The sequence below is a fragment of the Bacillus sp. DTU_2020_1000418_1_SI_GHA_SEK_038 genome, assembly GCF_032341175.1.
Taxonomy (GTDB): Bacteria; Bacillota; Bacilli; order Bacillales; family Cytobacillaceae; genus Cytobacillus.
The window spans coordinates 1604801-1620709 of record NZ_CP135435.1; the positions used below are offsets into that span (position 1 = coordinate 1604801).

The window sequence follows — 15909 nt, forward strand, 5'->3', positions numbered from 1 at the left end:
CTTGCGGAGAATGTTCTGCAGGGTATTATTTTTATATCATTTTAATCGTACTGCTTACACATCCCCCCTTATTAACTGTGTAAGAATATTAAATAAATGTCACTATTTTACGTTTTATAATTGTGCAACTTGCACTCTCTTTTGTGTAAAATGGATATAAAAATAGAGTGAATTATGCATAGTCGATAATATTTGATGGTCATTTTGTTTAATGAACCTAAAGAAGTTTAGCTAAATACTATTGTATAATAATTATGACCGGTCTAAGTAGAAAAATGAGGATTTAATAAAATTACTTTTTGATATTTGTTCGATAAACCTCATTGCATTTTTTAAATCATGTACGCGAAATATAAGTGCATGTTTAGAACGAACTTGAATTAATGGTACTTGGCATTTGGAATTGTACAAGGGGGGATTCTTTTGAATCGTTTTAATAGAGAACAAGTAAAGGCAGCCGGATATAGTGAAGACGTCTTGCCGACAAAAGAAGAAGAAAGAAACTGGAGCTTCGGGAATTTTTCGACTGTCTGGATGGGTTCTGTCCATAACATCCCAAACTATATTGCAATTGGCGGGCTCTTTGCTTTAGGAATGTCAGTTGGACAGGTTTTTGCAGCCATTATGGTTGCCTCCATTATAATAGCAGCAATGCTAGTTCTTAATGGTCATGCTGGATCAAAGTATGGATTGCCATTTGCGATGTTACTGCGTCTATCCTATGGAACAAAAGGTTCAATGATTCCTGGTATATTAAGGGGAGTAATTGCGGCGATTATGTGGTTTGGATTTCAGACCTACGCGGGCAGTCAAGCCTTATCAATCTTAATTGGAAAGCTTTGGCCAGCATATTTAACGTTAGGTGGAGATTGGAGCCTATTAGGATTAACATTACCTGGATTACTTTCATTTTTGATTTTTTGGTTATTTAATGTTGCTTTAATTTTTGGAGGAATGGGGTTCTTAGGAAAATTTACAAATATCCTTTCACCGCTTGTTTACATAGTTTTTGGTGGAATGGCAATATGGGCCATTAACTTAGCTGGTGGAATTGGACCAATATTAGCTTATACTGGCTCAGGAGTAACTGGAAATAAAACGATTATCTTTATTGCTGCTGTGACAGCAGTCATTGCTGCTTGGGCAGCACCAATTGTAAACGTTTCCGATTTCACAAGGATGGCGAAATCAACGAAGGACCAAGCACTTGGACAAACAATCGGTCTTGTTGTGACATATTTATTATTTGCCGTTGCCAGTATCGCAATTATTGTCGGTTCTGAAATCGCTTTTGGAACTCCGATATGGAATGTCCTAGATGTAGTTGCTCGGTTTGACGGAACATTTGCTATTGCTATTTCCGTTCTTACACTTTGTTTAACAACATTATCTGTTAACGTTACAGGAAATATTGTTCCAGCTGGTTACCAATTAGCATCCTTATTTCCAAAAAAAATCACTTTCAAATCCGGTGCAATTATTGCAGCAATCATTGGTATACTCGTTATGCCATGGAAGCTGATGGAAAATGCAACAAGTATTTTCACTTTCTTAAATATTATTGGCGGTATATTGGCTCCTGTTACTGGAGTCATGTTAGCCCAGTATTTTGTCATCTCAAAATCAGAAATTGATTTGAACGAGTTATATGCGAAAAAGGGCAAGTACAACTATAAAAATGGTTTTAATGTAAATGCCATTATAACGACAATTATCGCAGGCGTCATTTGTTTAATTGGGAATTTTGTGCCAGTTTTGAAACCGCTTTACGATATGTCCTGGTTTGTCGGAATCATTTCGGCGTTTATTATTTATACATTGCTTGAAAGACCGCATTTAAAAGGGACTTTATTTGAAAAGACTCCAAAATTAAATGAGGAAAATAGTTAAATAAAGAAATGGCAAAACTAAGGATTGTCGAAAAAATTTTAGAGTATGAAAAACTTTATGATAGCTGAAAGGGGAAATTCAAATGGGATATGATTTAGTTATTAAAGGCGGAAATGTTGTATTACGTGATGGGGTTTATAAAGTTGATATCGGCATCAAAGATGAGAAAATCTCATGTATTGCTGAGCAAATTACCGCTGATGCAAAAGAAGTAATTGATGCAACTGGACAATATGTTATGCCTGGAATGATTGATACACATGTTCATATTAGTGAACCTGGACGTACAGAATGGGAAGGTTTTGAAACCGGCTCGAAATCATTAGCAGCGGGCGGAACAACAAGTTATGTAGAAATGCCTCTTAATGCTTTACCAGCCACAATCAATAAAGAAGCGTTAGATCTAAAACTTGAAGCAGCAGTTAATCAAAACTATGTTGACTATGCTTTTTATGGCGGTCTTGTTCCACAAAACTTGGAAAAATTAAAGGAATTAGCTGATGAAGGTGTACTTGCTTTTAAATGCTTCTTATCTGACATCACTAGTGATGTTCCAGGTGATTTCACACATGTAGATGATTACACATTATATAAAGGTATGAAAAAGTTAGCTGAATTAGATCAGCTGCTATGTATACACGCGGAAAATCCATCGGTAACATCTGGACTTTCTAAAGAATTTGCGAGAGAAGGAAAAAACTCTGGAGTAGAATATGCTGAATCACGCCCTGTTTTTACAGAAGTGGAAGCAGTTCAGCGTGCGATCCTTTTTGCTAAAGAAACTGGTTGTAAATTGCATCTTGTTCATATTAGTACTTCTGAGGCAATACAAACAATATTGAAAGCTCGTGCAGAAGGTGTAGATGTAACGGTTGAGTCATGCCCTCATTATTTTGCCTTTACTGCCGAACAAGTGGATGAAATTGGCCCTAGAGCAAAATGTCAGCCTCCTATCAGAAAAGCAGAAGATCAAGCAAAATTATGGGACGAGCTTCTTAACGGGAATATCGACTGGCTAACTTCTGACCATTCGCCTTGTACTGAGGACTTAAAACAAGGAAATCTATGGGAAGCCTGGGGCGGTATTAGCGGTGCGCAAAATAACGTTGATCTTATGTTTGATTTAGCAGTAAAACAACGTGGTTTACCTATTTCTAAGTTTGTTGATTTAATCGCAACAAATCCGGCTGAACGATTTAATATTACCCATAAAGGTGAAATTGCTGTTTCAAAAGATGCAGATATTATTTTAGTTGACCCTAATCAATCATATGTTGTAAAAAGAGAAGAACTTTATTATAAAAACAAACACAGTGCGTATGAAGGCAGAAAAATTGATTGCCGTGTAACTAAAACAATCGTTCGCGGAAATGTTGTTTTTGATTTAGAAAAAGGAATTGTTGGAAGCCCTGTAGGAAAGCTGATTTCAGCTAAATAATTTCTTTATAAAATCCTATATAAAAATACCCTTTGCTATTGCCGGCGATCGACAATGGCAAAGGGTTAAACAAATTGTTTGGGAGAGGGAAAAATATGACTAAATATGATTTAATTATCAAAAACGGTACAATTGTAACTGCAGATTCAACTGTCCAAGGTGATATTGCAATCAAAGATGGCAAAATCCAAGAAGTATCTGTTGGTAAATCAATTGAAGCAGCTGCAGAGAAAGAAATCAACGCAGAAGGACTACATATTCTACCTGGATTAATTGATACGCATGTCCACTTTAATGAACCGGGAAGAACAGAATGGGAAGGTCTTGAAACGGGAAGCAGAAGTTTAGCTGCAGGTGGGGCAACCTCTTTTTTCGATATGCCATTAAACAGCACACCTCCTACCATCAATAAAGCAAATTTAGATTTAAAAAAAGCTTGTGCTGAAGAAAAATCAATTGTAAATCCTTATTACTGGGGCGGACTTGTACCAGAAAATATTAGCGATCTTAAAGAGCTTCACGAAAACGGTGTCATTGGTTTTAAAGCATTTATGTCACCAAGTGGAATTGCTGATTTCAACCATGTTGATGATGAAACAATTTTTAAAGGCATGAAAGAAATTGCTTCTTTCGGTTCATTACTTGCTGTACATGCTGAAAGCACTGTAATTTGTGATCAGCTAGCTAAGGAAAAGCAAAGTCAAGGAAAAACCTCTGCTAGAGATTTTGTAGAATCAAGACCGATCATATCCGAAATTGAAGCGGTTAGAAGAATAATTTCTTATGCGGAAGCTACTGGCTGTAAGCTTCATGTTGTTCATGCGAGCAGCAGAAAGGTAGTAGACGTTATCAAGGAAGCAAAACAAAGAGGCGTAGATATTACGGTTGAAACTTGCCCACACTACCTGGCATTAACAGTAAAAGACTTGGAAGAAAAAGGCGGATTAGCAAAATGCTGTCCACCATTAAGAGACGAAGAAGAAGTAGAAGATCTTTGGGCGGCTGTTGCGAACGGCGAAATTAATGTTATCGCATCTGACCATTCACCAGCACCAGCATCTATGAAAACGATAACAGACAATTATTTCGAAGGCTGGGGCGGAATTTCAGGTGCGCAATCAACTTTGAATATCATGTTAACAGAGGGGTATTTCAAACGTAATCTTTCTTTAGAAAAAATCGTTGAATTAACATCTACAAATCCTGCGAAACTATTTGGACTTACAAATAAAGGCACGATTGAAGCTGGTTACGATGCCGACTTAGCCATTGTTAACTTAAATGAAAGCTTTGAACTGCAGAAGGAAGATTTATTCTACCGTCACCAGCACTCACCATATGTTGGTATGGCATTTAAAGGAAAAGTTAAAACGACTATCGTAAATGGGGAAGTAGTCTTCGATAAGAATGAAATCATTGAAAATAAAAAATTAACTGCTAACTAAAAAAGAAAAAACCAAAGCCCAATTTTACTGGGTTTTGGTTTTTTTACGTTGTCTAGCTATTACTCAATTTCCTTAAGAATGGTTCCGATCATTAATGCGACACGTATGCGCAGTGAATCGACAGGATCACGTAAAGAACAATTAAGCAGTTCTTCTGTTTTTTCTATACGGTATTTAACCGTATTTCTATGAATGTACAATCTCCGTGATGTCTCCGAGATTTCACATTGGGAATCAAGAAAAACTTGAATCGTTTTGATTAACTCTTGATCTTCTTTTGTTTTAGGGTATGCAAGTGATTTTAATGTATTTTCGTACAGAGCTTTTAAATCTTTTTTCGGAATGGCATTTAATAATTCTTCAAGTTCTTTCGTTTTATAAAAATTAATGAAACCGAGCTTATTCATATCATACCCGCTCATAATTGCTTCTACAGCTTCGTTATACGCGGTTGTAATATCTTTAATTGAATTAACAGCATTGCTGATGCCGAATGATATAGAATAATCACCTTGTAAGCCTTCTTGACAATTTTTTATAAATTCAGTTACAACATACAAATCTTCATCACTAAAATTTTCGAATTGCAATATCATTACAAAGTATTTTTCCTTCGTAAATAATATTCCTTCCATATTGCTGTGAATAATTTCATCCTCAAGCTGGTCATATATAGTATTGTGTAATTCCCCGACCTTTTTTTCATATAATTGCAAAGCTTCATAATTTTGTCCTTCTTGATCAACGGTACAAATAATGCAAATATTATTCAAATCCTCATTTAAGCCATAATAATTGGCACGGCTTAAAATCTCTTCATCCGAGTGAATTCTCTTTTCAATTAAATCATCGAAGAAATTATTTTTTAATAATCTCGAATTTTCTTCGATCGCTTGTTCTTTAATTATTGTAAAAGAAATGACGTTGCCGGCTTGTTCGATTGCCATTTGTGAAGATGGATATGGCAAAGTTAAAGAATCAATAATGACGAGCATGCTAGGATGCTGCCTTTTAGTTTGGACAGGAAAGGTAGAAATAGATTGCTGTTCTTTAGATGGAATAACAAATGTACTTCCTTCCCGGGCAGCAGCTAAATCTTCTTTTACTTTTTCGATGATTTCCTGTTCGACTAATTTCATTGAATCCATTCGAAAGTCATGACTATGTGCGATTTTTTCTCCTCTATGATTCAATAAGAGGGTAGGACGTGATAAGAAATGTCCTAATTGTTCGATCAGCGCAGTTAAGCTATAGCCTTTGATCATCATATCAGAAAACTCTTTCTGAACATGAAGGGCATAATAAAGCTGTTCAGCTTCATGATCATTTAAGTAATTCAAGATATAGCGGGAAACTTCCCCTAATGTATGTTTTGTAGGAAGATCAATAATTGGAAATGCTAAATCATCTGCGAGCAATTTCACTTCTGTAGGCAATTCTTGTAAGAAGCGATTGATTTTGATAACCATCCCAGAGCAATTTAATTCATGCATTTGTTTAATCAGTTCACACATTAACTGAATATTGTTATTAAAAGCATATCCAGTTGTAAGGAGTAAATGATTTCTATCTAAAAATTGGATTACATCAGGCGTATCAGAAATATTAACAAATTGGACATTTCGAGTGAGTCCTCTGTGGCCTGCAAGGACAACACTTTCCTTCATTCCTTCTAAAATAAATAAATCATTCATTATTTTCATGTATTATTACCCTCTTTTTAGGCTTTGTAAATGTCATTTTACGTTAAATGTTAACAAAATGCAAAACATTTATTGGCTATATTGAACAAAAAAAGTGACAGAAGTTGCTTAAATTTATGTGATTGTAGGGTTTATGGAATAATGTGGAAGATGTTATTTACCATGGTAAATCATATATTATAGTTTTAAGGTGAAGTCGTTGAATTATTCAATATTTAGGACACTCTTGAGGTAAAACTGGAAACGAGTTACTCTATAATAGGTTAAAAAAAGACGGCAGCTGGCCGTCTTTTTTAGATAAGAAAGAATAAATTTTCTCGAGTTTGCGAACTGTCTAGCTCCAGCGCCTACCCCCTCGAGGTCACAAGCCAATCCTCCCAGAAAGGTAAAGAACACCTTTCCGGGAGGCTCGTCTTGTGCTTGTCGGGGGTGAGCACAAAGGAAAGCTTCTGCGAATATACATCGCAGGAACAATTGTCCTTCGATTGTTCCGAAGGCGCCTCCGCTTTTCTAAGTTAGTCTCTCATATTGAATTCGCTTGGCTTTGGACCTTTGCGTTCATCGCGGTTTAAGCTATTGATTTCATCCATTTCATTGGCTGTTAGTTCAAAATCAAATACATTGATATTCTCTTCAATACGGGATGGAGTAACCGATTTAGGAATAACGATTGTATTATTTTGCAAGTGCCAGCGAAGGACAGTCTGTGCTGGTGTTTTCCCGTGTTTTTCTGCGATTTTTTTAATCGTTTCATTCTGCAACACTTCACCGCCTTGATGGAGCGGGCTCCATGCTTCTACAAAGATATCGTGTTTGGAGCATAAATCTTTTAACTCGTTCTGAGCAAAATATGGGTGACATTCAACTTGATTTAATACAGGTTTTATATCACATTCTTTTAATAAGCGGTCAAGATGTTCAATTTCGAAGTTGCACACACCAATTGCTTTTACCCGTCCATCGTGATAAAGCTTTTCAAGTGCTTTATATGTATCAATATATTGATCAAATTCAGGTGCTGGCCAATGGATTAAATATAAATCAACATAATCAAGTCCTAGTCTTTTTAAGCTTTCCTCATATGCCCGCAAAGTATTGTCAAAGCCTTGATCACTGTTCCATACCTTTGTTGTAATAAAAAGCTCTTCCCGCGGAATACCAGCTTTTTTAATGGCTTTTCCGACTCCTTCTTCGTTTTTATAAATCATCGCAGTATCAATGGAACGATAACCTGTTTCCAGTGCTTTAACAACAGCTTTAGTTGCTTCGTCATTTTTAACCTTCCACACGCCAAATCCAAGCTGGGGCATTTTCAAGCCGTTATTTAATGTTACAAAATTCATTATTCATTTCTCCTGTCTAATAAATTCTCCTGCTTATTAAGCTAACAATATGTACGTTAAATATCACATTACTATTGTAAAATAAAAATTTGCCATTTTCCAATATTTACTCATAAAATGGCAGAATTCTAATTTGATTATTAAAAATTTACGAAAATAATATACTATTATTCTGCCCATAAAGTGTACAATGTAATAAAAGGGAATTATTGGTCAATACGAATGATTAAAAAAGGAGGTTTGGTTATGGGGAAGATGACAAAACCGGAACGAAGCTGGGCTTTTTATGACTGGGCCAACTCCGCCTATTCTATTGTTGTCGTAACAGCTATTTTTCCTTTATATTTTAAGTCTGCAGCAACAGACGCGGGGATTTCTGCTTCAGCCTCTACAGCTTATTGGGGCTATGCGAACTCATTTGCCACATTAATCGTATCCATTCTAGCACCATTACTTGGTACAATAGCAGACTTTAGGGGATTCAAGAAAAGGTTTTTCACATTTTTTGCTTCACTTGGTGTGATTTTTACATTACTTTTAGCGGTAGTCCCAAATGATCAATGGCTGATTCTTTTAGGATGTTTTGTTTTGACCTCTGTTGGATTTGCGGGAGCGAATATATTCTATGACGCTTTCCTAGTGGATGTAACGAGTGAGGACCGAATGAATCGTATTTCTTCAAATGGCTTTGCTCTAGGATATATTGGGAGTACCATCCCGTTTATTATTTCAATTGCTATTATTTTATTGTCTCAGCAAGGGATTATCCCACTATCAGTTGGAATAGCTAGCCAAATCGCATTTGTCATTACTGCTCTATGGTGGGGTCTATTTACCATCCCAATGTTAAAGAATGTTGAACAGAAGTATTATGTAGATCGTGTTCCGAATCCTGTAACAACTAGTTTTAAAAAGCTGTTTGCAACACTGAAAAATATTAAGGCTTACCGTGCATTATTTCTGTTCCTAATCGCTTATTTCTTTTATATTGATGGCGTCCATACGATTTTAACGATGTCAACGGCATATGGGTCTGATTTAGGTATTGGTGCCTCTACATTATTAATTGTTTTGTTTCTAGTTCAGGTAGTTGCAGCTCCATTTACCGTTTTGTTTGGAAAAATGGGGCAAAAGTTTAGTGAAAAGAAAATGATTATTGTCGCCATATTTGTTTATATTTGTATTTGCATTTATGCCTATTTCCTGAAAACTGCCATCGATTTTTGGATACTTGCGATGCTTGTAGCCACTGTACAGGGGGGAATACAGGCGCTTAGCCGTGCGTATTTTGCCAAGCTCATTCCTAAGGAGTCATCAAATGAATTCTTTGGCTTTTATAATATTTTTGGCAAGGTTGCAGCCATTGCGGGACCAACTTTAGTAGGTGCTACTGCACATATTACTGGGAATACAAACAGTGGTGTTTTCAGTTTAATCATCTTATTTATTATTGGTGGAATCCTTTTACTGCGTGTACCAAATCAAGCAAAGTTTAATTCAGAGCACTAGGTGTAATTCGTAAGATAAAGCTTAATGAAAGGGGCTGGTATTCCATTTTGAGGAATGCAGCCTTTTTACTTTTTCATATTCCACCTGTAAATAACATTTAAGCTATGAATATATAAAAATCCAATTGAAATTATATAAATTTAGGCGTATAGTAGTTTTTGGGATGACTGAGGGATATGAAATTATTAATTAGCTTTTTAGTGATTATTATAACGTAAATATGCTTTGATGCTTTGTATTGTGAAATATCACACAAAATGGAATTTTCCTTCAGTTTATTGTTAAAATTTTTTAAATTGTAAAGGGGAAAGAGGACATGACTGCAACGCTTACTCAACAAAAGCCTGAACAAGAACTTGTGTCATATAATCAAGACAAGCTTGATGTACTTGATCAGCTTTTAAAACCTGAGGTACAGGAATCCTTGACAACATTAGTAGAGCAGCTTCCTAAGCTTACTGAGCTTGTCAACATCTTAAATAAGTCTTATGACTTTGCACAATCTGTGACAACTGATGAAGTATTAAAGAATGATATGATTGGTGCAATTACTGAAATGGCAGGACCTATTAAGGATTCTGTTAAAAATATTGCAGCTACTGCTATTGAAGCAAAAGACCGTGCGGAAGAAAGCCATGAAGTTATTGGGTTATTTGGCGTTTTAAAAATGTTAAAAGATCCTCAAGCTCAAAAGCTTTTCCGTTTCGTAAACGCTTACCTTCAAATTACATCAGAGAAGGAAGCACAAAAATAGGATAGTTTCTTTAATACAACTAGTAAGGACGGGATAATACATGTCAAAACATATTGTGATCTTAGGAGCAGGCTATGGCGGAGTTCTTTCAGCTTTAACTGTTCGCAAATATTTAAATAGTGATGAAGCCTATGTTACTGTTGTGAATCAATACCCGACACACCAAATTATTACTGAACTGCACCGCCTTGCAGGTGGAACTATTGCAGAAAAAGCTATTTCTATGCCTTTAGAAAAGCTTTTCAAAGGTAAAGATATTAACTTGAAAATTGCTAAGGTTGAATCTTTCTCAGCTGATGAAAAAGCAGTTAAGCTTGATGATGGTTCAACTTTGAAATATGACACACTCGTTGTTGCTCTAGGAAGTAAAACTGGTTACTTCGGTATTCCTGGACTAGAGGAAAACAGCATGGTACTAAAATCAGTTGATGATGCTAATAACATTTACAATCATATTGTTGGCAAGATTGAAGAATACAGTAAATCTAAAAATGAAGCAGATGCTACGATTGTTATTGGCGGCGGTGGTTTAACTGGTGTTGAACTAGTAGGTGAAATCGTTGATAATATGCCTAAAATCGCAAAAAAATATGGGGTAGATCCGAAAGAATTGAAAATCAAGCTTGTTGAAGCTGGTCCAAAAATTCTTCCAGTTCTGCCAGACCATTTAATCGAACGTGCAACAGCTAGCCTTGAAGCACGTGGTGTAGAATTCTTGACAGGTCTTCCTGTAACAAATGTAAATGGCAATGAAATCGATCTTAAAGACGGTTCAAAAATTATTGCAAACACATTTGTTTGGACAGGCGGCATTCAAGCACTTCCAATTGTTGAACAGTCTGGACTTGCATGTGATCGCGGTCGTGCAACCGTTAATGAATATCTTCAATCTTCTTCTCACCCTGATGTATTTGTTGTTGGAGACAGTGCAGTTGCCTTCCCGGCTGAAGGCGGCCGTCCATATGCACCAACCGCACAAAATGCATGGCAAATGGGAGAGCTTGTTGGTTATAATTTATTCGCACTTCTTAAAGACAAGACATTTGAATCTTTTGCACCTGTAAATTCAGGAACTCTTGCAAGCCTTGGCCGTAAAGATGCTGTTGCAACAATCGGTGCAAACGAAACTTCACTTAAAGGACTACCTGCTTCTATCATGAAGGAAGCAAGTAATGTTCGCTATTATTCACATATCAAAGCTTTATATACATTAGCATACTAAGTCATAAAAAAAACAGCAGGCATTTTGATATGCCTGCTGATTTTTTTCGTCTTTCTTTATCTATTTGATAATGGTCTCTGAGTTATTTCCTCCGGGTGGAACAATCGGGTATACATTCTCCTCTTCAGTATTAATGCTTTCATGAGTATTTCGGATCCTAGATAAATAGTCTCTCTGTTAGAGTTTGTATAATTCATTACAATCTCCTTCCTTTTTGAACTAATTTACACGTCAAAAACGATTTTGTATGTGATTTGAATCATGAATATTCAAATAATTTACCTTTCGAAGATTGTTTGTGATGCATATCACCGAAAGTTTAATCAATGTTTGATAAATTAATGTAATATTCAGAATAAATAATTGAGTTGGGGTGATTGAATTTGAAAATAACTCGGTTAGCCTTTTTAATAATTCTTCTTACATATGGATTAATAGTATTTGGAGGCTATGTGGCATCATCAGAATCAGGAATGGGATGTGGACCGGAGTGGCCATTATGCAACGGAGAAGTTGTTCCAATCTTGGAAGGGGAAACGTTAATTGAATTCGCCCATAGAGTGATTGGTGCCATTCTCGCCATACTGGCTGTATACTTATTTATTAAAATACTTAGCACAAATAGGGAGTCAAAAGTCCGTGCAGCAGCATGGTGGATAATCTTATTGTTGATTGTCCAAATTCTTCTTGGAGCCGTTGTAGTCGTCCTAGATTTACCTTCGATCGTTGTCACAGCACATCTATTGATTGCAATGGTATTTCTTTCTGCACTCATATACATTTGGAAGAATGCGTATGACGAGGAAAGTAGTCCACGACTATTTTATTCGGGCTCATTAAGTGAAAAGAAGCAAAAATCAGCTGGTAAGCATTTAAACTTTTTGCTGATTCTACTTATTTTAATATTAGCAATTGGGGCCTATATAAAACATGAATCTTACGGATTAGCTTGCGGTTGGTTTGCATGTGTGGAATCAATTGGCCCGAATTCAGTTCCAGAGCTTCTGCAAACTATTCATAGAGTTCTTGCAGTGATGTCGACAATCTATATTTTCATACTTTTATTTTTGGCATTTTCAAAAAACTGGGGAGCGTCACTTCAAAAACGCTTAATCATTATTTTACTAACTGTTTTACTTCAATTAGTTATTGGTGTATTTACAGTAATCAGTTATCTTGAAGTCCCGTTGGCGGTTCTTCATTTGGCTATTGGCACAGCATTGTTTGCTTTTGTATTTGAAGCACGAGTTTGTTTAGGGCCTCAGATTGAAGTAACAAGTCTTTCAGAAATGGCCAGTAAGAAAAGGAACAGTCAATATGAAAACCTATAAACTAATAAATAAAATGAAGCTGCAAAAACCATTCGGTTAGCAGCTTCATTATATTTTCTACAAATTGTCTCCCTTTTCCTCAAATAGCCTAATAATATTTACAATCGTATTTACCGCTTTTTCCATATTATCAACAGAAATATACTCGAATTTGCCGTGATAGTTTTCGCCGCCTGTGAAAATATTCGGAGTTGGCAGTCCCATATAGGAAAGCTGAGAACCGTCTGTGCCGCCGCGGATTGGTTTTACAATTGGGGCAATATCCAGCATTTCCATAGCTTCGTGTGCAATATCAACGATTTCCTTAACAGGTTCGATTTTTTCTCTCATATTATAATATTGATCCTTCATCTCAAGAAGGATATTATCTTGTCCATATTTTTGCTTTAGATCCTGAACAATGGCTTCCAATTTTGCTTTTCTAGCATTGAATTTATCTATGTCAAAATCACGTATAATGTAGCTTAGCTTTGTTTCTTCCACATCTCCATTAAATGAAAGAAGATGGTAGAAACCCTCATAACCTTCAGTAAATTCAGGTGCCTCGTTAACAGGAAGCTTCGAATTGAATTGCATTGCTATTTTTGTTGAATTCACCATTTTACCTTTAGCGGTTCCAGGATGGATATTGTTTCCTTTAATTGTAATTTTAGCAGAAGCAGCATTGAAGCTTTCATATTCGAGTTCCCCAAGAGGCCCTCCGTCAACTGTATATGCATACTTTGCATTGAAGGCTGGCACATCAAATTTATGAGGCCCTCTGCCAATTTCCTCATCTGGGGTAAAAGCCACTCTTATTTTCCCGTGCTTAATTTCTGGATTTTGAATGAGGTATTCCATTGCTGTCATAATTTCAGCAATTCCGGCCTTATTGTCAGCACCAAGAAGAGTGGTACCATCAGTAGTTATTAAAGTATGACCTTTATATTGGTTTAAGCTTGGAAAATCCTTAGGAGAGAGAACAATTTGCAAATCTTTATTTAAGATAATGTCATTTCCATTATAATCCTCGTGAATTTGCGGCTTGACATTTGCACCGGTAAAATCTGTTGCCGTATCAAGATGAGCCAAAAATCCAATTGTTGGAACTGACTTTTCTGTATTTGCAGGTAAAGTTGCCATTACATACCCATTCTCGTCAATCGTTACTTCTTCCATTCCAATTGCCTTTAATTCTTCGACTAATAAATTCGCCAATGTAAGCTGACCTTGTGTGGAAGGGCATGTTTCATTTGCTTCATTAGATTGAGTATCAATTTTCACATATGTAGTAAATCTTTTAATCATTTCACTTTTCAACACAAACAACTCCTTTATATGGTACTTTTTCCATTTTATCATATTAGATTTTATTTGTTTAAACTCACTATATAAATATATGTATAAGAACAGTTCCGAAAAAAATAAACGCCATTGTATAATGAAATCTTCTTCTTCTTCCGGAAGCTTTCCATCTCCTTAATAAACCGCTATACAATAGTAAGGGCAATATCCCAATTGAGAGGATGCCACTAGTTGTTTTTAATATCCAAAAATCCTCTATATGTGTGTATATCATGATTGCCGAATGAAGAAATATGAGCAGTGTAGCTGTGATACCAATCGGAATATGATATTTCATCATCTCCTTTGAGATTTTTGCTAATTTTATTTTCACCTGTCGGACCTTGCTTTTTCGAATAAGGAGAAAAACGAAATACATATTGATATTTATCAAAAATAAAATAAAGGCTGCTTGTGCCAGGATTTTTCCCATTAATATATAATTAGAATCGTATCCATTAATAAAACTCCAAAATAAAATGATAAAGATAGTCAGGACGTTTACCGTAATCCATTTGACAATCATTAAAAACCCTCCCATTTAAAAATAAGCGGTCGAATACATCTTCCAATTAATGTTTTCCTATTTCCATCATAATATAAAATACGATAGAATTATTCAGAAAGTAATGAAAAGTAGAAAACAAAAAAGAATTTGTTGTATAATGATTTAATATTTCAATTTATGCTAAAAAGGGAGATATACGCAATGAAGCAAGATCCTATTCAATTGATTGACCAAAATCACAAAGAAATTCTTCAAACCTATCAAGAACTTCATTATCTTGCAGAACCAAGCTGGAAAGAGGAAAAAACCTCATCATATATTATTGAAAAACTGATAGACGCAGGGTTAAAGGTAAAAACGTACGAAGACCATTTTGGATTAGTCACAGAGATTCAAGGAGAGTCAGAGGATGTCATTGCCCTTCGTGCAGACATGGACGCATTAGTTCAGGAGGTTGATGGAGAGGTCCGTGCAAATCATTCATGTGGGCATGATGGACATAGTACTATGGTGCTTTATACTGCCCTTGCCTTAGCAGAATCAGGGCAAACCTTTAAGCATACTATTCGGTTTATTTTCCAGCCTGCAGAGGAAAAGGCTGAAGGTGCATTGAAAATGATTGAAGCAGGAGCGTTAAAAAATGTAAAGTTTCTTGGTGGGATTCATGTGCGTCCAGCTTTAGAAATCCCTTTACAAAAGGCAGCGCCTGTCATTCTTCACGGATCTACAGCTAGTATTCAAGGAACTATTCAGGGTGTTCCAGCCCATGCGGCAAGACCCGAGGAAGGCAATAACCCGATTGAAGCAGCAGCCATTTTAATTCAGGCTATTCGTCAGATCCGATTGATTGATGCGTACAAATACTCTATTAAGATAACAGAACTGCATGGTGGGGAGGCATCAAATTTAATTCCGGAAAAAGTTCAGTTTACATTTGACTTAAGAGCTGAAACGAATGAAACAATGGATAAGTTAATAAAGAAAGCAGAGCATACAATCAGTAAAATTGCTGAATTAACTGAAACAGAGATAAATTACTCTCTTGGTGAATATTCACCTGCAGCCATACGCAATGTAAGAGCGATAGAGCTTGGAAAAAAAGCCATCACATCAATCCTTGGTAAAGAAAACTTTATCCAGGAATGCCCTTCACCAGGAGCGGAAGATTTTCATTTTTACACATTGAAAAAACCGGATATTTCAGCAACGATGATAGGTTTAGGCTGTGACTTAAAGCCTGGTCTTCATCATCCAAAGATGTCATTTAACAAAGAAGCACTTATTTATGGTGCAAAAATATTAACTAATCTATTATTAGAGGCAGATAAAGAGAAATGGTAAATATCGCGAATTCTCGAAATGTATATTTAAAATAATTGTTTCAAATGTAAGACCTTCTTATCTTGTTAAAGAAGGTCTTATTTGTATCTGAAATGGACAAAA

12 protein-coding genes are annotated in these 15909 nt (G+C 35.9%); 8 read left to right on the plus strand and 4 right to left on the minus strand.

Going from position 1 to position 15909, the window contains the following annotated elements; translation table 11 throughout:
- The first annotated feature begins 423 nt into the window (after positions 1–423).
- The 3 genes from allW to RRV45_RS07980 all read left to right on the plus strand — a co-directional run bounded on the left by allW (position 424) and on the right by RRV45_RS07980 (position 4773).
- Entirely contained in the window at positions 424–1890 is a 1467-nt protein-coding gene (gene allW / locus RRV45_RS07970; protein ID WP_315668285.1) for an allantoin permease, read from the plus strand.
- An 82-nt stretch (positions 1891–1972) separates the two neighbouring features.
- Entirely contained in the window at positions 1973–3328 is a 1356-nt protein-coding gene (gene allB, locus RRV45_RS07975; protein WP_315668286.1) for an allantoinase AllB, read from the plus strand.
- 95 nt (positions 3329–3423) lie between these two features.
- The gene (locus RRV45_RS07980) at positions 3424–4773 is read left to right on the plus strand and encodes an allantoinase (protein ID WP_315668287.1); all 1350 of its coding nucleotides are present in this window, start codon (positions 3424–3426) and stop codon (positions 4771–4773) included.
- Positions 4774–4832: 59 nt separating this feature from the next.
- Here RRV45_RS07980 and RRV45_RS07985 read toward each other — a convergent pair whose 3' ends face one another.
- A complete protein-coding gene (locus RRV45_RS07985) occupies positions 4833–6476 on the minus strand; it encodes a PucR family transcriptional regulator (RefSeq protein ID WP_315668288.1) in 1644 nt (547 codons plus the stop codon).
- Between the two features lie 515 nt (positions 6477–6991).
- Positions 6992–7819 carry an aldo/keto reductase gene (locus tag RRV45_RS07990; RefSeq protein WP_315668289.1) on the minus strand — a complete coding sequence of 276 codons (828 nt, stop codon included), beginning with the start codon at positions 7817–7819 and terminating at the stop codon, positions 6992–6994.
- A gap of 246 nt (positions 7820–8065) precedes the next feature.
- Between RRV45_RS07990 and RRV45_RS07995 the strand changes: the two genes are divergently transcribed.
- The 4 genes from RRV45_RS07995 (at position 8066) to RRV45_RS08010 (ending at position 12635) form a co-directional block, all read left to right on the plus strand.
- Positions 8066–9328 (plus strand): MFS transporter, encoded by a 1263-nt coding sequence (locus RRV45_RS07995; protein WP_315668290.1) that lies wholly within the window; start codon positions 8066–8068, stop codon positions 9326–9328.
- Between the two features lie 316 nt (positions 9329–9644).
- Entirely contained in the window at positions 9645–10082 is a 438-nt protein-coding gene (locus tag RRV45_RS08000) for a helical membrane plugin domain-containing protein (RefSeq protein ID WP_315668291.1), read from the plus strand.
- 40 nt (positions 10083–10122) lie between these two features.
- Complete coding sequence (locus tag RRV45_RS08005) at positions 10123–11304, plus strand: NAD(P)/FAD-dependent oxidoreductase (protein WP_315668292.1); 1182 nt, start codon at positions 10123–10125, stop codon at positions 11302–11304.
- A 383-nt stretch (positions 11305–11687) separates the two neighbouring features.
- Positions 11688–12635: a COX15/CtaA family protein gene (locus RRV45_RS08010; protein ID WP_315668293.1), complete on the plus strand. Its 948-nt coding sequence runs from the start codon at positions 11688–11690 to the stop codon at positions 12633–12635.
- 57 nt (positions 12636–12692) lie between these two features.
- Here the strand turns inward: RRV45_RS08010 and pepT are convergent, their stop codons facing one another.
- Positions 12693–13934: a peptidase T gene (pepT, locus tag RRV45_RS08015; protein ID WP_315668294.1), complete on the minus strand. Its 1242-nt coding sequence runs from the start codon at positions 13932–13934 to the stop codon at positions 12693–12695.
- A 67-nt stretch (positions 13935–14001) separates the two neighbouring features.
- On the minus strand, positions 14002–14484 hold the full coding sequence (locus RRV45_RS08020) for a hypothetical protein (protein ID WP_315668295.1): 483 nt from the start codon (positions 14482–14484) through the stop codon (positions 14002–14004).
- Positions 14485–14667: 183 nt separating this feature from the next.
- Between RRV45_RS08020 and RRV45_RS08025 the strand changes: the two genes are divergently transcribed.
- Positions 14668–15807, plus strand: a complete 1140-nt coding sequence (locus RRV45_RS08025) for an amidohydrolase (protein ID WP_315668296.1) — start codon at positions 14668–14670, stop codon at positions 15805–15807.
- The last annotated feature ends 102 nt before the right edge of the window (positions 15808–15909 follow it).